Origin of the sequence: Pseudodesulfovibrio profundus (assembly GCF_900217235.1) — a bacterium.
Lineage (GTDB): Bacteria > Desulfobacterota > Desulfovibrionia > Desulfovibrionales > Desulfovibrionaceae > Pseudodesulfovibrio > Pseudodesulfovibrio profundus.
This window is the reverse complement of the sequence record NZ_LT907975.1, coordinates 171,156-192,862: the sequence shown is the minus strand read 5'-3', so window position 1 is coordinate 192,862 and position 21,707 is coordinate 171,156. Positions and strand designations below refer to the sequence as shown.

General features: G+C 48.9%; 25 protein-coding genes and 1 tRNA gene. 17 read left to right on the top strand and 9 right to left on the bottom strand.

All coding sequences use genetic code 11. From position 1 onward, the window contains the following. Position 1 precedes the first annotated feature (1 nt). The 7 genes from DPRO_RS00960 to DPRO_RS00930 all read right to left on the bottom strand — a co-directional run bounded on the left by DPRO_RS00960 (position 2) and on the right by DPRO_RS00930 (position 5,807). The gene (locus DPRO_RS00960; RefSeq protein ID WP_173806722.1) at positions 2-949 is read right to left on the bottom strand and encodes a DUF1385 domain-containing protein; all 948 of its coding nucleotides are present in this window, start codon (positions 947-949) and stop codon (positions 2-4) included. Between the two features lie 219 nt (positions 950-1,168). After that, a complete protein-coding gene (gene rpmE / locus DPRO_RS00955) occupies positions 1,169-1,393 on the bottom strand; it encodes a 50S ribosomal protein L31 (protein ID WP_097010387.1) in 225 nt (74 codons plus the stop codon). A gap of 245 nt (positions 1,394-1,638) precedes the next feature. Further along, a complete protein-coding gene (locus DPRO_RS00950) occupies positions 1,639-1,956 on the bottom strand; it encodes a TusE/DsrC/DsvC family sulfur relay protein (protein WP_097010386.1) in 318 nt (105 codons plus the stop codon). A gap of 209 nt (positions 1,957-2,165) precedes the next feature. Continuing rightward, positions 2,166-3,893: a YcaO-like family protein gene (locus tag DPRO_RS00945; RefSeq protein ID WP_097010385.1), complete on the bottom strand. Its 1,728-nt coding sequence runs from the start codon at positions 3,891-3,893 to the stop codon at positions 2,166-2,168. Positions 3,894-3,895: 2 nt separating this feature from the next. After that, positions 3,896-4,612, bottom strand: coding sequence for a class I SAM-dependent methyltransferase (locus DPRO_RS00940; protein ID WP_097010384.1), 717 nt, complete (start codon positions 4,610-4,612; stop codon positions 3,896-3,898). Positions 4,613-4,634: 22 nt separating this feature from the next. Further along, positions 4,635-5,381, bottom strand: coding sequence for a TIM44-like domain-containing protein (locus DPRO_RS00935; protein WP_157917333.1), 747 nt, complete (start codon positions 5,379-5,381; stop codon positions 4,635-4,637). Between the two features lie 27 nt (positions 5,382-5,408). Next, positions 5,409-5,807, bottom strand: a complete 399-nt coding sequence (locus DPRO_RS00930; protein WP_097013614.1) for a response regulator — start codon at positions 5,805-5,807, stop codon at positions 5,409-5,411. A gap of 191 nt (positions 5,808-5,998) precedes the next feature. Here DPRO_RS00930 and DPRO_RS00925 point away from each other — a divergent pair, with 191 nt between their 5' ends. The 5 genes from DPRO_RS00925 to DPRO_RS00905 all read left to right on the top strand — a co-directional run bounded on the left by DPRO_RS00925 (position 5,999) and on the right by DPRO_RS00905 (position 10,049). Further along, entirely contained in the window at positions 5,999-6,328 is a 330-nt protein-coding gene (locus tag DPRO_RS00925) for a hypothetical protein (RefSeq protein WP_097010382.1), read from the top strand. 1 nt (position 6,329) lies between these two features. Next, positions 6,330-7,109, top strand: a complete 780-nt coding sequence (locus DPRO_RS00920; RefSeq protein WP_097010381.1) for an HD domain-containing protein — start codon at positions 6,330-6,332, stop codon at positions 7,107-7,109. A gap of 48 nt (positions 7,110-7,157) precedes the next feature. Continuing rightward, positions 7,158-8,270 (top strand): tetratricopeptide repeat protein, encoded by a 1,113-nt coding sequence (locus DPRO_RS00915; protein ID WP_097010380.1) that lies wholly within the window; start codon positions 7,158-7,160, stop codon positions 8,268-8,270. Positions 8,271-8,286: 16 nt separating this feature from the next. Then, complete coding sequence (locus DPRO_RS00910; protein ID WP_097010379.1) at positions 8,287-9,069, top strand: sterol desaturase family protein; 783 nt, start codon at positions 8,287-8,289, stop codon at positions 9,067-9,069. 74 nt (positions 9,070-9,143) lie between these two features. Next, complete coding sequence (locus DPRO_RS00905) at positions 9,144-10,049, top strand: NAD(P)/FAD-dependent oxidoreductase (protein ID WP_097010378.1); 906 nt, start codon at positions 9,144-9,146, stop codon at positions 10,047-10,049. 7 nt (positions 10,050-10,056) lie between these two features. Here DPRO_RS00905 and DPRO_RS00900 read toward each other — a convergent pair whose 3' ends face one another. Beyond that, entirely contained in the window at positions 10,057-10,683 is a 627-nt protein-coding gene (locus DPRO_RS00900; RefSeq protein WP_097010377.1) for a PilZ domain-containing protein, read from the bottom strand. Between the two features lie 87 nt (positions 10,684-10,770). Here DPRO_RS00900 and DPRO_RS00895 point away from each other — a divergent pair, with 87 nt between their 5' ends. The 10 genes from DPRO_RS00895 to DPRO_RS00850 all read left to right on the top strand — a co-directional run bounded on the left by DPRO_RS00895 (position 10,771) and on the right by DPRO_RS00850 (position 18,922). Beyond that, positions 10,771-11,067: a potassium:proton antiporter gene (locus DPRO_RS00895; RefSeq protein ID WP_097010376.1), complete on the top strand. Its 297-nt coding sequence runs from the start codon at positions 10,771-10,773 to the stop codon at positions 11,065-11,067. 340 nt (positions 11,068-11,407) lie between these two features. Beyond that, positions 11,408-12,154, top strand: coding sequence for a cytochrome c3 family protein (locus DPRO_RS00890; protein ID WP_097010375.1), 747 nt, complete (start codon positions 11,408-11,410; stop codon positions 12,152-12,154). A gap of 13 nt (positions 12,155-12,167) precedes the next feature. Next, entirely contained in the window at positions 12,168-13,340 is a 1,173-nt protein-coding gene (locus DPRO_RS00885; protein ID WP_097010374.1) for an electron transporter RnfC, read from the top strand. Next, the gene (locus DPRO_RS00880; protein ID WP_097010373.1) at positions 13,337-14,341 is read left to right on the top strand and encodes an RnfABCDGE type electron transport complex subunit D; all 1,005 of its coding nucleotides are present in this window, start codon (positions 13,337-13,339) and stop codon (positions 14,339-14,341) included. Before DPRO_RS00885 ends, DPRO_RS00880 begins: the two co-directional genes overlap by 4 nt. Further along, complete coding sequence (gene rnfG / locus DPRO_RS00875; protein ID WP_097010372.1) at positions 14,326-14,904, top strand: RnfABCDGE type electron transport complex subunit G; 579 nt, start codon at positions 14,326-14,328, stop codon at positions 14,902-14,904. The genes DPRO_RS00880 and rnfG overlap by 16 nt, the downstream gene beginning before the upstream one ends. A 9-nt stretch (positions 14,905-14,913) precedes the next feature. Further along, the gene (gene rsxE / locus DPRO_RS00870; protein ID WP_097010371.1) at positions 14,914-15,591 is read left to right on the top strand and encodes an electron transport complex subunit RsxE; all 678 of its coding nucleotides are present in this window, start codon (positions 14,914-14,916) and stop codon (positions 15,589-15,591) included. A 9-nt stretch (positions 15,592-15,600) separates the two neighbouring features. Further along, a complete protein-coding gene (locus tag DPRO_RS00865; RefSeq protein ID WP_097010370.1) occupies positions 15,601-16,176 on the top strand; it encodes an electron transport complex protein RnfA in 576 nt (191 codons plus the stop codon). Positions 16,177-16,184: 8 nt separating this feature from the next. Then, positions 16,185-18,290, top strand: a complete 2,106-nt coding sequence (locus tag DPRO_RS00860) for an FAD-dependent oxidoreductase (RefSeq protein ID WP_097010369.1) — start codon at positions 16,185-16,187, stop codon at positions 18,288-18,290. Between the two features lie 73 nt (positions 18,291-18,363). Then, positions 18,364-18,440: transfer RNA gene (locus DPRO_RS00855), tRNA-Val, on the top strand. 146 nt (positions 18,441-18,586) lie between these two features. Continuing rightward, entirely contained in the window at positions 18,587-18,922 is a 336-nt protein-coding gene (locus tag DPRO_RS00850) for a hypothetical protein (RefSeq protein WP_097010368.1), read from the top strand. 4 nt (positions 18,923-18,926) lie between these two features. Here DPRO_RS00850 and DPRO_RS00845 read toward each other — a convergent pair whose 3' ends face one another. Beyond that, positions 18,927-19,493, bottom strand: coding sequence for a hypothetical protein (locus tag DPRO_RS00845; RefSeq protein ID WP_097010367.1), 567 nt, complete (start codon positions 19,491-19,493; stop codon positions 18,927-18,929). A 161-nt stretch (positions 19,494-19,654) separates the two neighbouring features. On the opposite strand from DPRO_RS00845, the gene DPRO_RS00840 reads away from it, so the two are divergent. Further along, complete coding sequence (locus DPRO_RS00840) at positions 19,655-21,382, top strand: aldehyde ferredoxin oxidoreductase family protein (RefSeq protein ID WP_097010366.1); 1,728 nt, start codon at positions 19,655-19,657, stop codon at positions 21,380-21,382. Between the two features lie 95 nt (positions 21,383-21,477). Next, positions 21,478-21,705, top strand: a complete 228-nt coding sequence (locus DPRO_RS00835) for a MoaD/ThiS family protein (protein ID WP_097010365.1) — start codon at positions 21,478-21,480, stop codon at positions 21,703-21,705. Positions 21,706-21,707 lie beyond the last annotated feature (2 nt).

Sequence of the window (21,707 nt, the reverse complement as noted above, 5' to 3'; positions counted from 1 at the left end):
TCTATGACTCCTTGGTATTGACGGCGCACTCCAAAGCGGCAATAGCCACTTCAATCTGACTGTCATCAGGTTCTTTGGTGGTAAGCATCTGCATCATCATGCCAGGCCAACACATGATCTTGCACAACATGGACTTGCTGTATTTGCCCGAAAATTTGATCATCTCATACGCAATATTGCTGACAGGGATCATGAGAAACAACTTCAGGCCTACAATGTACAGATGTTTGAAAACAAAATATTCAGGAGAATAAAAGGTCAAAAGATACGGCACAAGCACTGCATAGAGTAAAATAGAAATAACAAGAACAAAAAGAAGAAAAGCAGTGCCGCAACGTGGATGAAGGCGACTGTAAAGACGAGTGGAGACAGGCGACAATTCCTTGCCCTCTTCCCAGGTCCATATCACTTTATGCTCGGCTCCGTGGTACTGAAAGACTCTCTTGATGTCGGGGATGTACGAAATGGCAAGGATGTACCCGACAAAGACGACCATTTTAATGATACCATCCCAGATGTGAAAACTCAAAGAATCGACATCACCAGCAAGGCCAAGATACTCCATGCCAACAGAAAGAAAGTGCGGAAGAACAACGAAAAGTCCGAGCGCTGCACCCAGAGCAAGTACCATTGTTAAAATCAGATGCCAGCTAGTCAGCTCTGTATCATCGTCATCATCTTCTGCCGCTTGGACAGCTGAATAATTGAGGGCTTTGATGCCATTTACCATGGTTTCCATGAGAATTGGAAATCCGCGGAGAAACGGTTTTTTCAACCAAGGATGAATGGAAAGAGAGAACCAGGGACGAACCTCGGTAACAATTTCTCCGTCAGCCTTACGAATGGCAATGGCAAGTGTATCCTTGGCGCGCATCATGACACCTTCGATTACAGCCTGCCCGCCAACAGACTGCGGTGCGGCCAAAGCAAACAATCCTCTCAAATTCAACCAGTCACCCTCCGATAAGAAGAAAAGGTATGTGGCACGTCGTGCGCAAACCTCTTGCGCTGTGCACTGTACAAACCACAATTATGAATTAATCGTCGTTTGTAAAGATCGACTGACAGTATTTTTCAATTGCCAGATAAAGCAATATGCCTCCGAAGGGCGAGCTCTAAAGCTACCCCAACGAAGGCATATACAGCGGCTTTACGCCGTGAAAAGAAGTTACTTGGAATCTTTGTTTTTGCCGAAGGCTGCGTACTTCTTACGGAAGCGATCAATACGACCGGCAGTATCAACAAAACGCTGCTTTCCAGTGTAGAAAGGATGGCAGTTGGAGCAGATTTCGACTTCAAGCTGCTCGCCTTTGGTGGTCAGCAATTCGGCTTCGTAGCCACAGTGGCAACGGAAGTTAGCCTTGTAGGTCTTCGGATGAATATCGGCTTTCATGACGTACTCCTGTCATTAATTTCGTTCGGAACTCGGTCTTATACGCACTGTACCATCGCTTGGCAAGAAAAAAAATACTTCAAAAACACTAGCCCATGAAACCGGCATGAGCAACATAGTTTCGAGAAAATAGCTTACAGCCAAAAGCCTGCGATAGCGTCGACACCAAGACAACCGACGTAGGGAAAAATGAAAAAGGGTGGAAGGTTAACTTCCACCCTTTGAATATCAAGCTCGATTGCGAACTATACGCAGCCGGTGGGCTTGGGCAGGCCAGCCATCTTACAGGCTCCCTTACCAGGTCCGGAGGGGAACAGCTCGTAGATCTGCTTCAGTTTGAAGCCAGTGACCTTGGAGAGGATACGGACCATCGGTGCGATGCCGTTCTTCTTGTAGTAGTCCTGCAGGAAGTCGATGACTTTCTGGTGATCTTCGGTGATTTCCTTGATGCCTTCAGACTCTTTTACGTACTCAACCCAATCAGGGGTCCAGTCTTCGAATTTCTGCAGGAAACCGTCCTCATCAACCTCAAAAGAAGTACCCTGGTATTCAACAACAGCCATTTTATCCTCCTAAGTGGATAGTTTTTCAAGATGGACTCCGACACAATTCGGAGCAACCATATCCATGTAAACAGCGATCCGCTGTTTGATACCTATATAAAGATACGGCCAAAACCGTGGGGGGACATTACTTCTCCCCTTTTGTCTTGTCAAGCATCCTTAGCATTTCAAAACAACAATCACGGGGCCTGGAAACACGATCCAACCCACTAGGATTGCTTTATTTCATCATAGTGAGCCCGAGCATATTCCAACTCTGGGTCCAACTTAAGCGCTGCTCCAAGATAGTCAAGAGCTTCAGACTCATTTCCCATGAATTTATGACAAAGACCGAGATTGGCAAGATCATGAGCCGTGCCACTGTCGATAGTCAGTGAAGCTTGGAAATCCTGTGCAGCCTCCGCGTATCGCTCGGCCTTGAAGTGTGCAACCCCTCGAAGATTGAAGAATTCCTTACAATCGTTGTCCAACTGAATGGCTCGATCAAGAGGCTTGACGGTCTCTTCCCAACGTTCCAACTGAGACAGCGCATAAGCCTGATAGAAAGCTGCAAGTGCTCGTTCCTCGTTGGCTGGCTGGAGGGGCTCGGCAGCGTCAAACTGCTCGATTGCGTATTCTACATCTCCCATCCGCAAAGCCAACAGACCTCTGAAGAACGGAAGGAAGTATGAATCAGGATATATATCTTCTATTACATCAAGCCCTTCCAAGGCATCTCCAAAGTCTGCGTCTTCAGCCAGAATACGACCGACAAAAAGACCTATGCTGCGATTTGGTGTCCTTTCACGAAAATCAAACCCTGGAACAAAATTGTAGTTCGTTGTTACCATCAGGTCCGGATGACGGGTGTCTACCGAATAAAGCGGGGTACCGCCCGACTCAAGGCCCTTGGCCAGGGTCATCAATTCCACGTAGATATTGCCGTCTTCTACGGAAGGAAGCGAATCTAGAGGGACAATCTCCCCTTCCTGAAGCCATTTCACCTGCTCAAGATCAGTGAACTTGGGCAACCCGGAAGCTTCGTAAACGCGACTGGTTTCAAAATCACCGGCCAACTGAGCAACCTCGGTAATTGCACGCACGGCTGCCTTCAGAGGCGATGCAGCAGTACCAGCAGTGAAAACAATTTCACTCAATGCAGGAAACGTTTTGCCATCCCATGCAATGGCGCCAACTGTCGGCACCGGGTAATCCATGGAAAAGTCCTTGAGGATCAGCGTAATACCATTCTTCTCAAAGCACTGGACAAGGCGTTTGAAGACTGGATCATCCGAAGAATTCAAATCAATGGTCGGCAGTGTCGGACGCGTCCGATCAATGACAGCACAAACATGCCGTTCAACCAGCTCGCAACCACCTTGGGATATCGACTCTTCAAACGTGTTACCCGCAGAGGAACCGTTGAATTCATTTAATTTCTTGAACCAATCCAAAGGAACGTACTCGTGTTCACCGGTCGCAATATTCATTGCAGGATGGAAACGCCACTTATGCAGGTCCATCAGCCGGACGGCATCATCGTCAGCGATGTCTTCGTCCACAGAACAAGAAATCCTGGAAATATCCATCACCTGGCCAGGCCACTTCTCAATAGCTTCAGACCACGTCAACTTAACGAAATTCTCTTCGTTGGACCAAAAGCTGAAATACGAAAAGCGTTCAACAAGTTCCATGAGAGCGGAAGCTTCCGCCTGTTCCGGTGAAGCCCCTTTACCCATCTGCTTTCGAGTCGGCATGACAGCTTTTGCAGCCGGCCCACATTTGGAGACAAAGACAGGAATACCCAAACGTCCGGTGTCCACCTGATCGGTTTCAGCCAACACACCTTCACATTTCTTTGCCAACAGGTCTCTGACCCGGGCTACAGTTTCCTGCGGGGAGCAAGCCTTGTCCTGATCGGTTGTATACTGCTTATTGCAGTCCTTAAGAACGATCACGTCTATTTCCTTTTGAAACGGAACAGATTTACAGGTTTGGCTTCACCTGTATCTTGCTCCTTGAACGTTGCAGTCGATTTCATGATTTTGAAAACCTCGCTGCTCTCTTTAAAGAAATTCTGAGCAACGCGCTTAAGATCCAAAGAAAGAAATACTTCTCCGGACTCAGCTTGAACGAGGTTCTTATCAATAAATGAAGCCAGCAGATCGAACTGCTTTTCTTCATAAAGCAACTCGCAAGCAACTATACAGTCATAGTGTTTGCCCAAGCCATTCTGGAAATCACTGCTGACAACCGTAAAGCGCTCTCCCACATCATTCTTCAAGGCATTGATGCGGCTGAACAGCAACGCGTCCTGGTCTATATCTGTCACGGTGACCGAGAACCCTCTGCGCGCCAGCACAAGAGCTGAAAGCGCTGCGCCGCCGCCAATTTCCAAAACCTCTGCATCATCGCTTAAAGAGAATTTGGAAAGAGAGTGTCCCATCACCATGCTGGCAGGCCACAGTTTTGCCCAAAGCGGCAAAACCACACTCTTTCCAGCACGAGTTTTATCCATGAGTTTGTCAATATACTGCTGCATATTTTTAATCTGCAACACCTTGAAAGACTCTCCCCCCACGGCCACATCCTGAAATTCAACATCACCGAATTTATTCACGGCAATATCGATCAGCTTGTCCATGGGCAGAGTCAGATCGTATGACTTTTCAGCCATCGTACCTCCCCAAAGCCTAACGCTATTGGTCTACTTTATTGATTTTTTCCAGAGTCCACAGACCGTTATCCACGGAATCATCACGAGAAAATTCCCAAACGCTCCGCAAATGTTGCGACTGACCGCCGGGCCCGCCTTTACGAACCTGAGCGTCATAAAAAACTGTAGCAAACGTTTTGTTGTCTTCCTGCTTCATCTCCATCATGCGAGCATTGAGCAACATGATTTCGGTAACATCCCCTGGATTGTTTTGAGCATTCAGAACAGCGTCTGCGTACACTTCATCAGACAAAAATACTTTCAATTGTTCGAAATCGCGATCGTCTGCCGCCTGCTGGAAACGAGAAAAGAACAGCTTAGCTCCTTCCAGAAACTCAGCTTCATTGAATCCCCCCGTTTCGACAGGTGAACTGACATGAGAATCGACATCTGCTGAATCACTGTCAGAACGCAAGTGGTCCCATGCGCTTCGGGCAGCTTCATGGCGGTCCATTGGACGAATGACCCGCCCTTTCTTTTCTTCAGAATCGTTTTGTGTCCAATTCCCGGGGCGGGAATCATCACCGCCGGATCGGCGACGAAACATGCGTACGAGAAAATACGCAATAAGCGCAAGCAACAAAATATTGAGCACACTGCCACCCGTCGCCGGGGCCTGTTGATTGGCAAGGGCAGGAGTCGCAGCTACAAGCAGCATCAGGACAGATGCTACGGTAGCAGAGAAGACTTGCGTACCGATACTCCGCAACAAAAATATAGTTTTAATCATATGATGTGTGTAAACTGGTCCCGTTTATCAGTCAATAAATCCCAGATCTCTGAGAATGGCGCGTAAGCTTTCCACTTCGATGGGTTTTGGCAGATAAGCTGCCGCCCCCCCTTTGTAGTACGCCTTGACCACGGTTTGAGGGTCGTTGAGCGCGGTGACCATCATCACCTTTACGTCGTCCGGCGAGAAAATCCCTCGCTCAAACTCAATTGCTCGAATCTCCTTGAGTGCCTGGTGTCCGTCCTTGTTGGGCATCATTATGTCAAGACACAACAAGTCATATGGTCGACCTTCATCCAATGCTTTTTTAAACATGTCGACGCACTCGACACCATCGGCGGCAGTATCACACTCGCCGACATCCTTTAAAAAAGCCGTCAACAACTTGCGACTTGTAAATTCATCTTCCACAATCAGGATACGCATCACACCTCCCGGAGCCATTGAACTCCTACACCAAGCCGAATGCAAACTCAACGGAAAGATAATCACAACCGAGAGCAAGCACAAGCTGATGATAATCTGACTTGCACAACCGCGCTAAAAGTCTTGCAAGGCAGCGTATAGCAACGTAGAAACCCCTCTGTACAGAACATGTTTGATTAGCGGAGAATTCAATGCTTTCTTATAAGTTGCCTCAGATGGTCACCGAGTTTTTTGATTTTCTGGATAGCCCCATATGGCGAGCCTGGCCCTTTAATGCAGGCTATGGCGAACATATAGGCCCTGCAATCGCCAGAATGGTCTTTGTTGCACTCATTTTTGCTGTTATTATAGGATTTTTACGCGTTCTTTTTGGACCAAACGGCTATTTCCGGGATGAGGAAATGGACAGAGAAGCAGAAGAAGAACGTCGTCAGGAAAGAGCCGAACTGGAAGCCCTGCTCGAACGCGGCGAGATTTCCGAAATTGAATTCAAAATCAAAATGAAAGCACTCAGAGATTGATGTGTCACTTGCCGAACATGTAGAAACACTCACCGCCTTCGCAGAGTCTCACTACACCGGCACGGACGAGCAGGATGCGATGCTGCGGCTCAAACTCGGCCATTCCATGAGGGTGTTGGAATGCGCAGAGAGTATTATGGCCGGAGAATGTATTGATGGTCATTTAAATCAGCTTTGCCAACTGGCGGCCCTGTATCATGATATAGGCCGATTCCCTCAGTTTGTTGAATATGGGACATTCAACGACAGGATCTCCACCAATCATGCACGACTCGGTGTACAAACTCTCCGCAACCTTCCTCTTCCGGGCGAACTCTCTTCGAGAGACTGGCGCACCATCCGACTCGCCATCGCCCAGCATAACCTGAAAGAACTCTCCAAAACTCTGCCTACCAAGTACGAAACCATTGTGAAGCTGGTCCGAGATGCGGATAAGCTCGACATCCTGAACGTCATGGTCGATCACTTTACCAGCGATTCACCAGACCCGGATGTAGTCCACGGCTATGAAGATATTCCAGGCCAGTATTCCGCTACAATATATAATGATGTGATGAATGGCAGGACTGCCGACTACCGCAACATAAACTGCACCAATGACTTCAAACTCCTGATCCTTGGATGGATCTATGACTTCAACTTCACCACTTCGCTCAATCTGGTCACCTCCCGTAACTACCTGAAAATCATTATCTCTCTCCTGCCATCCACGCCAGAGATTCAAACACTGGAATCATCCATTTTCAAATTCATGCATTATAAAGGCATCGCTCCCTCTTGATCTAATCCCTGCAACATATTAGAAAAAGATCAGGGAGATACCATCTGCATGGTCCAAAAGAAAAACAGCAAAGCCTTCGGTAGATACCAAAAAGTCGTCATCATCAGTGACGTTGAAGTGCATGCCAAACGGGACTTGGCTACCATAAAAACATTCGGCACCCAGAAGGTCGAATTGTTTTCTTCTGGAGCCAAAGCCATTGATTACCTGTGCGACAACGACGTCGATCTTGTTTTGTGCGATTCCACCTTGAAAGACATGACCGGCATTAAATTCGCCCAGATCATCAACAAAAACATGTCAGGGCGTCCTCTCCCCATTATCATGGTGACTTTGGAGAACAGAAAGGAATATGTCCTGGATTCCATTGCTGCCGGATGCATAGGGTACATTCTCAGACCCTACTCCTTAGAAACCTTTGAAAAGTACCTCATCCTTGCGGACCAGCTCGACAGCTACCCTGAAATCGAAGAAATGGAACTGCAGGAAGCCAAGGCAATGGTGGAGCGCGGCGACTTCGACGATGCCATCGAGGCGTTCGAAGAACTCATCTCCTATCAGGATGAAGCGCAAAAGTATTACGACATGGGTTGTCAATTTCTTGTACAGAGCAAGTATGGCAAAGCAATCGTATCTTTCAAGAAAGCCGTCAAAATCAACGATCTTTTTGCCGAGGCATACAAAGGGCTGGCTGATGCTTATAAAGGGAAAAAAGATCTTGAAGCATACAAGAAGTTCCTCAAAAAAGCTGCCGAAGTACATGCACAGTTTGATCGCCTTGAGGAGACCAAAGAACTTTTCATCGAGATTCTCAAATATGAAGCTGACACCCCCAACCCATTCAACACGTTGGGTGTCAATCTCCGCAAACAAGGCGACTATCCCGGGGCCATCCATGCCTACCGACAGGCACTGGAACTAACGCCCAATGATGAGAATATTTATTTCAACATGGCCAAGGCTCTCTATTTCATGGGGCAATTGGAACAGGCATCCAAAGATGTCATCATGTCATTGAAAATGAACCCCGAGTTCAGGGAAGCCAACAAGTTGTATCAGCGAATCCACGGCAAACCATGGGTTCCGGTCAAAGGGAAAGTCGGCAGAGCACGCCCCATACCCGAAGGAACCCGAGAGTCTGCCAAGGACCTCGACCCTTAATAAGCGCTACAGCTCCATGGCATACGAACCATACATTCGCCTCGGCGCGTTTTTCATTATTCTGATCGCCATGGGTGTCGCTGAAACACTGTGGCCCCGGCGCGTACTTGATGCGCCCAAGGCAAAACGGTGGTTTTCCAATGTCGGCATCTCATTCGTATCAGCAGGTCTTGTTCGCCTTCTGCTTCCCTTGGTTCCCACAGTATTGGCCCTGTACTGCACCGAGCAGGGCTGGGGACTCCTCAATATACTAGAAGTACCTTATTGGTTCGCATTTATTCTGTCCGTACTGATTCTGGACATGCTGATTTATGGGCAACACGTAGCGTTCCATTATTACCCGATTCTTTGGCGACTTCACCGCATGCACCATGCTGATATTAATATAGATGCCAGTACGGGCATACGCTTTCACCCTATCGAAATCTTCTTGTCCATGGTCATTAAACTGGTGTCCATCCTCGTCCTCGGGCCGCCTGCCAGTGCGGTTCTGACATTCGAGGTACTGCTGAATGGATCTGCAATGTTTAACCATGCAAATGTATTCATTCCCATAAGAACTGATGCAACCTTGAGACAGTTCCTGGTTACTCCCGACATGCACCGTGTTCACCACTCAACGCACAGACGGGAGTACAACACCAATTACGGTTTCTGCTTTCCATGGTGGGACAGGATGTTCAAAACCTACACAGCCCAGCCCGCAGAAGGTCATACGGGTATGAAGATTGGATTGAATATTTTCAGGGACTCTCGATACCACGGTCTCTTCTCAATGCTACGCATCCCCTTCCTCTAGTTTTCGTCTGTACTTTGGTTAAGTAATGGTTATACTTTTATCATTACTAACTCACCAGCGAATCGGAGGATTACATGTTCCAATCTGATCCATATGACGTCATAATTCTTGGAGCCGGCCCCGGCGGATTACAGGCGGCCATTCATGCAGCCAGAAAGAAAGCCAAAACGCTCATGCTTGGACGCATGGACAACAGCAGCCTCTATTGGGCTCATGTTGAAAACTACTGCTGCCAGTTCAAGATCTCAGGAGAAGATATTCTCAATACAGGACGCGAGCAGGCTATTAGCTTTGGAGCAGAGTTTCGGGATGAAGACGTTCTGTCCATTAACCCCGATGGAAAGCTCTTCAAGCTCGACCTGGAATCCGGCGAATCAGTCCTTGCCAAGACGGTCATTCTTGCTACAGGCTCCAGCCGAAACAAGCTGAAAGTGCCTGGTGAAAAGGAGTTGCTGGGTAAAGGCGTCAGCTACTGCGTCGATTGTGACGCAGGATTCTACCGAGATGAAGTGGTAGCTGTTGCCGGATGCCGTAGCGCGGCCGCAGGAGGAGCTGTTTCCCTCACCAACTTCGCCAGTGAGGTTCACCTCTACTGCGAAGAGCTGGACATTGCCGACGGCCTGTCGGAACAGCTCAAAACCTCGGGAGTTAACGTCCATGAAGGAGTTACGATAGAATCCATTGAAGGAACCGACGCTGTTGAAGCGGTCAAACTCAGCGACGGAACGACACAAAGTGTCTCCGGTGTCTTCATTGAACTGGGGGCCAAGGGCGTTCTCGAATTAACCGCAAGCCTCGGTGTTCAACTGGATGAATCGATGAAGTATATTGAAACCGACAAAAAGCAACGAACAAACGTCGAAGGCATATACGCTGCGGGCGACATTTGCGGCCCTCCCCTGCAGATGGCCAAAGCGGTGGGAGAAGGTTGTGTGGCAGGCATCGAAGCTGCCGGATTCGCAAAAAAGCTTGAACTGTAAACAGATGCTAAATGCGGGGGATGCCACAGCAGACTTGGGCTTCAACAAATTCCATGATGCTTCTGTGTGCGTCCCCCTCTTCATTTTTGAATTCCAGTACCGCATATTCAAATCCAAGCTTCATAAAGGTCTGAACCACGCGGCAACGAATTTCATACCCCTTTGAGCCAAAAGGGAAAAATCGGAGCAAGACTTCGTTTTCAGCTCCTGGAACAAATGGAATCCCGCCACCTGTCATCAAACGAATCTTAGTGCAGCTCGCCGACACATCTTCCATGACTCCATCAAGTTGTTTGTCACCATCAATCACTATGGCCGGAAAAGAACACTTGCACCGAGGTTCTCGACGCTCTTCGGCATCAAATGTTTTTCGGGGCTTCTGCAACTCCATAAGCATTGTAGCGGAAGACACTTTGTTGAGCACACGAGTCTTGAACCCGCGCAACCGCCCTTCGAATGCATACCTGACGAGAACATTCGGATCGGTTTTCAAACGCTCTAAAACCACCTCGGGAACCGGCGAGTACACCATATAGTTTTCATCCTTCGTAATATCGGCCACAACACTCACGAACCGATCCCCGAAGGTCGAAAACTCCATCAACACCTTGTCCCCAACACAGATGGTTTCCAAAGCAGTTTCTCCTTTTTTTCGTAAAATATCCCATGGTCATGGTACCAGCAATTATATATGGTCCTTCGCGATACACATGGAGTAAACATGCTTGCAACATTGAGAACACTCGGCATCGGGGCTTGGCTCGCCTGCATTTTGACACTGGTCTACCAGGGCCTCTCGTGGGCCTTGAATGCCTCCTGGCCATCGCTGACACTTATGTCAGTATCCAATAATCTTCTGGGATTCGACCTACTGTCCATTCTTCAAAACCTCCCAGTCGATCTGGCCGTCAAAACCATTTACATACTTTCCACGACAGAACTTTCAATTGCCCTATGGTGGCTTGGTGTTTTCTTCTTTGGAACGGCACTCGGCTGGAAAGTTGTCTTCGGAAAATAATCCCGGCATCGGGATATTGTTTTGTCTTCAAAGCAAGCAATAGACCAAGGCTTCTTGTAAGAATTTCCCTCGATAGCAGCAATCGAGAAGTCTCCACTGACTCGCCATCATCCTTCCTAGCCGTCACTCACCTCTCTCATTTCGACTATCTATCACACCATATTTTCTACCAGCAAAAAGGTGAGGGGCGCAGCCCCGACATACCTATCCAACATTACACGTTTCAACCTCTCTCAGACGTTATTCTCGTGAAGAAGCAGGCAATTGTACTTTGATATGGACGAAACCCTGTTTTTTCAGCTACAAGACAACAATACCAAAAAAATATGAGGTTTGATAATTGCACAGACGTTACTTTCCCATTGCCATACTGACTGGAATATTGCTGATCACTGCGATTGCCGGATACCTGATTCCTCTGGAGAGTTCTGCGCAACCCGTGCGTATCCTCCTTCCCAATAAAGGAGGAAATGTAATATTCACCCACGAAACCCATATTTCCATTCAAGATGACCAATGTGTCACATGTCATCATACGACCTTAAAAGATGACGATCCGATTGCTTGTAAAAGCTGCCACGTAAAAACGTTTGACGAGACTTTCATCATCGAACACCCCACGCAGTTCGATGACAAACAGTGTGCAAGTTGCCACCATGCAGATTCCAACATCGACAGATTTACTCATGACGACCACGCCCTCGATTATGCAGACAGTGACTGTCAATCATGCCATCACGATGAATCCATTGAGCCAGAGCCACAGGCATGCTCAAACTGCCACCAGAAAGAAGGGAAAGACGACATCCCCAGCCTGAAGGTTGCAAACCACACACGTTGCGCAAGTTGTCACGATGACATGTTCGATCAGGGCGTCGAAGGATGTGGCTACTGCCATGTTCGCAACGAGCAAAAAGAACAGAAAACTGCCGATCAAGAAGCGTGCTCAAGCTGTCATGAGGAAAGCATCGACCAACTTATCCCCACCACGACAGTTGCTTTCCACGGTCAGTGCAGAGGATGTCACGAAACCATGGATGCTGGCCCCTACGGTGACGAAAACTGCGACAAATGCCACATGAACTAGGGATTGATAACCCATGACAACATTTAGCTTCAGCCTGCTTACCGGAGAAACCGGTCCATTAGTCACATTAAATGCTCCGGAGACTTTCAGCATTCCTACGCCGACACATAAATCCATTGTGTCTGAAGGAGATGAAGTACTCGCGGATGAAAAAATTGCAGAGGCAACGCGACCCGGAGTCGGAGATGTTCACTCCCCTGCTGCCGGGAAAATAGAGGATATAACAGTTGACGCCATCGTAGTTCGCCGATCGGGTACCGGGCAAAACACCCCGGACTCTGCTCCTCCAAGCGGAGGGAAAGCCCTCAGAGAATGGCTTCGTGGACTTGGCATCAACACGTATCAGTTGGTTCGCGCCTCGCAGTTAATCATTAATGCCGTCCCGCCAGAGCCAGGAATTTCCATTTATGAACCCCTTATTCAGGACTATAGACATATCGTCGAACTGGGACTCGACGCAGTGCAGCGGATCGTCAACCCTTCCAAGCTCCACCTGGTGGTAGCCAAGGGCAACAGGACCAATGCTTTTCCCAATTGTTCCATTCTTCAAGTTCCACCAGTGTACCCTAATGGCATAGATCAACTTGTCATCAAGGCCACCACCGGAGAAGAGACACTCTTGGGGACACGCCCGAAAGACGCCACAATTCTTTCTATTCGCGATCTCTACTACATCGGGAAAGTGATGGAAACGAAGCGCCCTCTCACTGAAACAATCATGACAATCGGCAAGGACAACCATTTGATCAAGATCGGCACTCAGATTCGGCACCTGGCCCAAGAAGCAGGGGTAACTGTCCAGCCTGGGGATCGCGTCATATTCGGAGGCCTGATGCGCGGCGTAGCAGCGCTCAACATAGATCAGGGGGTCGATAAATATACGACCGGCATGATTATCCTTCGACATGACGAGGGGCTATCCCCCACTGACAACTTCTGCCTCGGTTGTGGAGAATGCGAACGCCATTGTCCGGCCCGCATCATGCCCGGCCTCATAAGCAGATGTGCGGAATTCAAGCACTTTGAACGAGCGGAGGATTATCACATTCACTCATGTATTGAATGTGGCATTTGCGGATATTGGTGCAAAGCCCAACGTCCGTTGCTGCAGTATATAAAGCTGGCAAAGTATGAAATTGCCCTTCTCAGAACCGCCTCAAGCACGCTGGAAGGAGAAGGCCAATGAAAATAATCCTACCATTTCAGCCAATACTGACGGTTACCGTTGCCCCGTACGCTCACTGTGGGCGAACCATTAACGGCTACATAAGAGAAACACTAATCGCCATGCTGCCTGCGGCTATCATGGCAATGGTCGGCTTTGGCGTTGGGGCCATGCGAGTCATGGCTTTATCCTGTGCGGTTGCGGTTCTCTGTGAAGCGATGTGCAACAAATTCACCAAGACAGAACAATCCATAGACAATCTCAGTGCCGTCCATACAGGCTTGCTTTTTGCCTTTTTACTGCCAGCATCGGCACCGTGGTGGCTGGTCACACTCGGATCGGCATCATCAATCATTCTGGGGAAAATGATTTTTGGCGGACTCGGAGCCAACCCATTGTGCGCTCCACTTGTCGGTTGGGCAACTTGCCGTATCTCATGGGGAAGTTTCATGGACACCAATGCAACCATGCTTATGTCCAACCTCCCTGCCCCTCTTCAGGATTTGAAATACTTCGGTTTGGAATCCATTCAATCAATCGACTACATGGCTATGCTTTCAGGTAAGCAACTGGGAGGGCTTGGCGAGGTTCAGCTTGCTGCCTTACTTCTTGGTGCAGCATTCCTGCTGGTCAGGCGTCACATAGGTTGGGAAATCCCCATGGCCTTCCTCGGTGGTGTCGCCCTGACAGCATGGATTTTCCAGATGATAGATCCGGTTACCTATGCCTCCCCACTCTTCCACTTGATGACTGGCGGAACGCTGTTCGGTGCATTCTTCCTCATGACCGAACCGGCCTCCTCACCAACAGGAAGAATCCCGTCACTGATTTATGGGCTGATGGGCGGCGCGATGGTTATCATCATTCGAGTATACGGCATTTACCCCGACGGTGTTCCGTTTGCCATTCTTTTTGCCAACCTGTTTACACCGCTGCTTGATCGTATCCGTCCCAAACCATTTGGCGGACCTTACCAACTGACACAAGAGCCGGAGGATGATGAAATATGCGAGAAATGCTGAAGATGGTTCTCGTACTGTCGCTCATTTGCGGCTTGTCTGGCCTGACCCTTGCGACGGTTCGAGAGGCAACCAAGGAAAAGATCGAAGAACAGGTGCTGACCTATGTTCAAGGGCCGGCAATCAGCCAGGTTTTCACGGAATATGACAATAATCCGGTAAAAGACCGTAAAACCTTTGATCTGGCAGATGGCCCAATCACGGTTTTCCCGGCCATGAGCAATGGCAAGTTGACCGGTGTCGCCTTTGAGCGTTTCGGTACAGGGTACGGCGGCCCCGTCGGCGTCATGGTGGGCATATCAATAGATGGTTCACGCATATCAGGGATAGGCATTACAACCATGAAGGAAACCCCTGGCCTGGGCGCTCGTGCATCTGAAGCAGAATTTCGTGACCAGTTCCAGCAACACTCCACTGACTCTATCGCATTGGCTCGAAATGGTGGTCAGATACAAGCTATTGCCGGAGCCACGATTACATCGACTGCAACAATCTCCGCAGTCAATGAAGCCATAACGATTTTCAATCAATTGAAGGAAGATATTCCCACAGCCTGGGGATCTTGAGGGTAAGATATGAGTTTATTGTGGAAAGAGTTCTCCAAAGGATTGTGGACCGATCTGCCGCCATTCAAGGTAGTACTTGGCCTGTGTCCGGTACTGGCTGTAACGAAAACCGCGTATAATGGTTTTGGCATGGGGATGGCCGTCATTTTCGTCCTGACATTTTCCAATCTACTGGTCTCGCTGCTACGTAATCTCATCCCGGCAAAAGTCCGTATCGCCTGCTTTATCGTTGTAGCAGCCTCCCTTGTCGTTTGCGTCGAACTCCTTATGCAAGCTTACGCCTATCCGCTGTATCAACAGCTCGGTATTTTCGTTCCGCTGATTGTCGTTAACTGCATCATACTTGGTCGAGCCGAGGCTTTTGCCTCTAAAAACCCTGTCTACCTGGCGGTAGCCGATGGACTGGGTATGGGCATAGGTTTCACCATTTCTCTGACACTGCTCGGCTCCATTCGTGAACTCTTCGGATATGGAACATGGTTTGGCCTTGAAGTCATGGGAGGATGGTTCGAGCCGTTCTCCTTCATGGTTGAAGCGCCCGGGGCTTTTGTCTGTCTTGGTTTGATGCTGGCGGGTATGAATGCATTCACAAACTGGCAACGTAAAACACGCGGCCTTGATGCAGTAGAAGGCCCTGTTCACGATTGTAAAACCTGCGGCTTGTGCGCCAAAAAACCGGCTATATAAGGAACTGCCATGGATTATTTCGTCCTCGTTATCGCCGCCATATTTGTCAATAATATTGTCCTTGCGCAGTATCTCGGCAACTGCCCGTTCATTGGCACATCAAAAGAGTCCGGGGTGGCCATCGGCATGGGACTGGCCGTCGTATTTGTCGCGACAATGGCGGCAAGCATCACCTGGTGTGTGCAGAAGTATCTGCTCGGCCCCAATGACCTGGCCTATCTCCAGACCATTTGCTTCATCCTTGTTATTGCGGCACTTGTACAATTTGTTGAAATGTTTCTCAAAAAAGTTATCCCGCCGCTCTACAAATCACTTGGCATTTTTCTCCCTCTCATCACAACGAACTGTGCCGTGCTGGGTATAGCCATCATCTGTCAACGCGAAGAGTACACGCTTCTCGAAACCATCATATTCTCCATTGCATCCGGAGCAGGTTTCATGCTGGCCCTTGTTGTACTCGCCGGGATACGCGAGCGTCTTGATCTATCCAGAGTTCCCGTCAGTCTCAAGGGGACCCCGCTCGCTCTCATCATGGCAGGACTCATGTCGTTAACTTTCTTTGCATTCAAAGGTATGGCCTCTTAGGAGATTCCATGATTGTTTCATCCGTTCTCGTATTATTGGGCATAGGATTCACAGCCGCGGTTGTTCTCGCTGTCGCTTCCAAGGTCCTGTACGTATATGAAGACCCACGTATCGCCCAGGTCGAATCCGTCCTCGCCGGTGCCAACTGTGGAGGTTGTGGGTTCCCCGGATGCGCGGCCGCGGCACAAGGAGTCATTGACGGCAAGGCAGGAGCAACAGTTTGCGTCATCGGCGGTGATGAGATCGCAGTCAAAGTGGCAGAAATCATGGGACTTGAGTTCTCCTCCATGGAACGTCAAATCGCCTTTGTCGACTGCACTGGCGGCATACGCGCCGAAGATATTTACGACTATGAAGGTGTTCCCGACTGCCGTGCGCAGAATCTGCTGTATCGAGGCAACAAGATGTGTCCCGAGGGATGCCTGGGGTATGGCACCTGTGTGGATGCATGTCAGTTCGGCGCCATTGAAATGGGCCCACAAGGATACCCCATTGTTGACCCCGAGCTTTGTACTGCCTGCAACGGTTGTGCTGTTGTATGCCCTCGCGGAGTCATAACCATCTGGGGACAGTCAGCCCGCATCACTCATCTGAATCGAAATACGGACTGCCTTGCACCGTGCAGACAAAAGTGCCCGGGCCAGATCAATATCCCCCGCTACATTGAACAGGTTTCGCGTGGTGATTATGCCGGAGCGCTGGAAACAATTCGTGAACGCATCCCCATGCCTCTGTCCATTGGACGAGTCTGCCCGCACCCTTGTGAAGGAGTTTGTCGACGAAAGCATGTTGAAGAAGCAATTGGCATCAACATGATCAAACGCTTTGTCGCCGATTGGGAAATGAACTCTGGAAGACGCCTTCCAATCCCCTGTGCGTCGGATACAGGACGAAAGGTCGCCATCGTTGGTGGTGGGCCCGCAGGAATTGCCTGTGCTTTCTATTTGCGACGCCTTGGTCATAGCCCGACCATTTATGAATCAATGCCTAAACTCGGCGGCCAGCTTCGCTACGGCATTCCTGAATACCGACTGCCCAAAGATGTTCTAGATTGGGAAATACAAGGCATTCTTGACCTTGGTATCGAAACTAAATGCAGCCAGAAATTTGGGACAGACTTTTCACTAAACACACTTCAGGAAGAAGGATTCGAAGCAGTCTTCCTCGGAATCGGTGCTTGGATGAATCTCACCCTCCGCATTGAGGGAGAAGAGGCTGAGGGGGTAGAAACTGGCACTGAGTTCCTGACTAAAGTCGGCCTGGGAATGGAAACCGGGATCGGTAAGAAAGTTGTTGTCATTGGAGGTGGTAACACCGCTATTGATACAGCTCGATCCAGTGTCAGGCTTGGTGCAGATGTCACTCTCATGTACCGCCGTACAAGAGATGAAATGCCCGCCAATATCGAAGAAATCGTTGGAGCGGAAGAAGAGACTGTGCACTATCTCCTACTTGCTGCCCCCAAGCGAATTCTGACGGACGACGATGGTCATGTGACCCACGTGGAATACATCAAGATGGAACTGGGTGAACCCGACGACTCTGGCAGACGTCGCCCAATCCCCATCGAAGGGTCTGAAACGCTCATCGAGTGTGACACGGTTTATACGGCAATCGGCCAAAAGCCTGAACTATCATGCCTGTATGACGAATCCGGGACATGTAAACTGAACGAAACCAAGTGGAGGACCCTGGACGCCCATCCAGACACCCTGCAAACAGCCATGCCACATGTGTTCACAGGTGGCGATATGCACACAGGTCCAGCCCTTGTCATCACAGCCCTGGGTGAAGGCAGAAAGGCGGCGCGATCCATCCATCAGTATTTGACAGAAGGCTCCCTTCACTATCCTACAGACATACAACGCGAATTGATCCCGTATACCATGTTCACTAATGTCCCAGATGTTGGGCTCCGCAAACGAGCTGAAATGCCCCATTTGATCGAATGCGACGAGCGGACATGCTCATTTGAGGAAATTGAAGGAACGCTGACAGAAGAAGAAACCAAACACGAAACATGCAGATGCCTGCGATGCGGACTCACCTGCTACAATCGAGACATGGGTGAAGATGAAGTGTGCACAGGCGATGACTGCGTGAAGCTGGCATAAAAAACAACTTGCAAACCAAAAAGGTTGCAGATATATGAAATATCCTCTTTAAAAAGAGGTAAAAAAGATAAATGGGCGATTAACTCAGTTGGTCAGAGTGCCATCTTCACACGGTGGAAGTCGGCAGTTCAAATCTGCCATCGCCCACCAGCTATTTCAAAAATGTCAGGTGCCATGATAAATGGACCTGACATTTTTTGTTTCAATGGATCATACCCCAGTGAATCACTCCGTTGTCATGTTCCCTAATCAACCCATATCGGTTAAGTTCAGTAAAACCCATGAGTGGAGGAATTATGAATAAGAAGCTTCTACTGTCTTGTTTACTTGCAATGTTTTGCTTGGGCGCATCATCAGCCCTGGCATCCGATAATATCGGACGCTCATTACGGTATCAGGCAGAATCAAATTATCGCATTGCCAAAAAGGCCTACATTTCGACTATGGATAGCTATGGCGATAATTTGGAAAGCATGCCGCAACAAGAAAAAGATTCAGTGTGTACCAAAATTCGACGCGGCTTACACGATAATCGGACTCAAATTATTCGTGAAGACATCTGGAACCAAAAACGGTTTGAAAAATACTCCGATGAACTGGAATCCTATTCTGGCACCATTGGTTGTCAGTAATTTTTTAGTTTTTAAATTCAACTGTAAAGCGAATGGGTGCATCGTCTGTTGAATCCAGAGAAGTAAGAACTTCAGGGTTCAACAGATGCACTTTCTGTTTTTCAAGAAAATCTCTCAAAGTTTCAGCCTTCAATTCAAGACCTTTCGTTAAAATATCTGTTCCTGTTGCTACTGCAAGTGTACTGAAAATTTTCAGAAAAACACGAACTTGCTGGGAGCTTCCCCCGGCCCCTTCAGTTTCCTTGCATGAGATACCACTACGAAATTCCTTGTAGGGATTATCTCTGCCCATAACAATTCCGACCAATCCGGGCATGGCTCCCCCCAAAGCCAACTTGGCGCCTTCTTCGACGTAGACTCCATCAATGGAGTCAACGGGGCTGTTGTTCAAAAATATTGTCCTGACCTGCTCATCAAGTATGTCATCATCATATCCAAGAGTTTTTTTCACAAAATCACGCACACTATTCCCGGCCGGACCAACAATCCAAAACCCTTTCTGTAAAATGTAGTTCCAAGCTGCACGGGACTCGGATTTCATCTTCAGTGAGAGACAGTCAATGTTTTTCATGCGTTACTCTCTTGATGTTGTGCCCATTATGCTCACGTAGGCACAATTCTTTGTTTTCTTTGACATTTTTCCTCAAAAGCGCTTATCAAATGGTAAGAGTTAGTACAGATAAAAACAAGTGTTTATACAAGCATTAAACATCAAACTAATAGAGGTGTGTTATGCCTAGAATTCTTAGGATCAATACGAAAACCAAAGAGTATTCGTTTGAAGACGTAGGCCCTTATGTCAACTTGGGTGGCCGCGCGCTGACCTCGCGTGTCATCAACAAGGAAGTGCCTGCAGACTGTCATCCGCTGTCTGCCGAAAACAAACTCGTTTTCGCTACTGGTCTTCTTGGTGGCTCCACGGCAGCCAACTCCGGACGTCTTTCCGTAGGTACCAAGTCTCCTTTGACTGGCGGCATCAAAGAATCCAACTCCGGCGGCCTGTTTGCACACAAGATGCCCAAAATGGATCTGCTTGCCATCATCCTTGAGGATAAGCCTGCCGAAGACGCACCCTTCTCCACTATTTTTATTTCTGAAGACAAAGTAGAGTTTAAGGATGCTTCCGATATCACCGGAATGGACAACTACCCGGCCCACGACAAGCTGCTCGAAGAGTACGGTGACAAACTGTGCGCAGCGATGATCGGCCCCGCTGGTGAAACTGTTCGCCAAACTGCTACCATCCAGTTCACCGATCCATACAAGCGCCCTGCTCGTTCGGCAGGTCGTGGCGGCACCGGTGCTGTCATGGGCTCCAAAAAAGTCAAAGCGATCATCCTTGATCCCGCTGTGAACAACAAGGTTGCAGCTGCCGACGTTGACGCTTTCAAGACCGCTCGTAAAGAATGGGTCGGAATCCTCCAGGGCCATCCGGTCACTTCCGAGGGCCTTCCTGCATTCGGAACTTGCGTGCTCGTTAACGTTATCAACGAAGCCGGCGCTCTTCCTGCAAAGAACTTCCGCCTCGGCCAAATTGACCATGCTGCCGATATCTCCGGTGAAAAAATCGCCGAAGTCATTGAATCCCGCAAAGGTAAAACCACTGAAGGTTGCCACGCAGGTTGTGTTATCCAGTGCTCCCAGCAGTACAACAACGCCAAGGGCGAATACGTCACTTCCGGCTTTGAGTACGAGACTGTCTGGGCATTTGGCGCTAACGCCATGATCAAAGATATTGATGATATCGCCGAACTCGATCGCATTTGTGATGACAAGGGCATGGACACCATTGAAATCGGTAACACGATTGCAATCGCCATGGACGGCGGCATCATCCCCTGGGGTGACGGCAAAGCTGCCATCGAACTGCTCAAGAAAGTCGGCACTGGCGATCCCATGGGCATGATCATCGGTAACGGTGTAACCTTTGCCGGCCACGCTTTCGGTGTTGACCGTCTTCCGGTCGTGAAAAATCAGTCCATGCCTGCCTACGATCCTCGTGCAGTCAAGGGTGTTGGCGTAACCTATGCCACCTCTGCAATGGGCGCAGACCACACCGCCGGTTACGGTGTCACCGCCAACGTTCTCGGTGTCGGTGGAACTGTCGACGGCCACAAGAAAGACGGAAACGTTGAACTTTCCAAGAACCTTCAGGTCGCAACTGCCGCCATCGACTCCATGGGCTTCTGCCTGTTCGTAGCATTCGCTGTGCTTGATGCTGAAAACGGCGTTCAGACCATGGCTGATCTGGTTCAGTCCTACACGGGTAACACCTTCACTGCTGACGATCTCGTCAACCTCGGTGTTAACTGCATGAAGGATGAGCAGGAATTCAACGAACGTGCCGGATTCACCAAGATGGACGACAAATTGCCCCGGTTCTTTGAGACCGAAGCACTGCCCCCTCACAATGTCACTTGGGACATTGATGAAAATGAGCTGCAGGGCGCAAAAGCGTAACGCTCAGTTCATATCAATAATTAAGGCCGGGTTTTTCCCGGCCTTTTTTTATGTCATTTGTTGACCCACATCAGTTCAATGGCTAAATTGTAGTCATGGGTATTGAAATTAAATTATTCGCGACGTTGACCAAATATCTCCCTGAGAATGGTGATGACTATCCCATTGAAAAAGGAGAAACCATCAGGTCCATTGTAGAGAAACTCGACATTCCAGTTGAGGACATCTCGCTTATGTTTGTGAACTCATGTCGTTCCAATCTGGAAACGGAACTTAAAGATAAGGACAGGGTCGGTATATTTCCTCCCGTAGGAGGAGGGTAAAC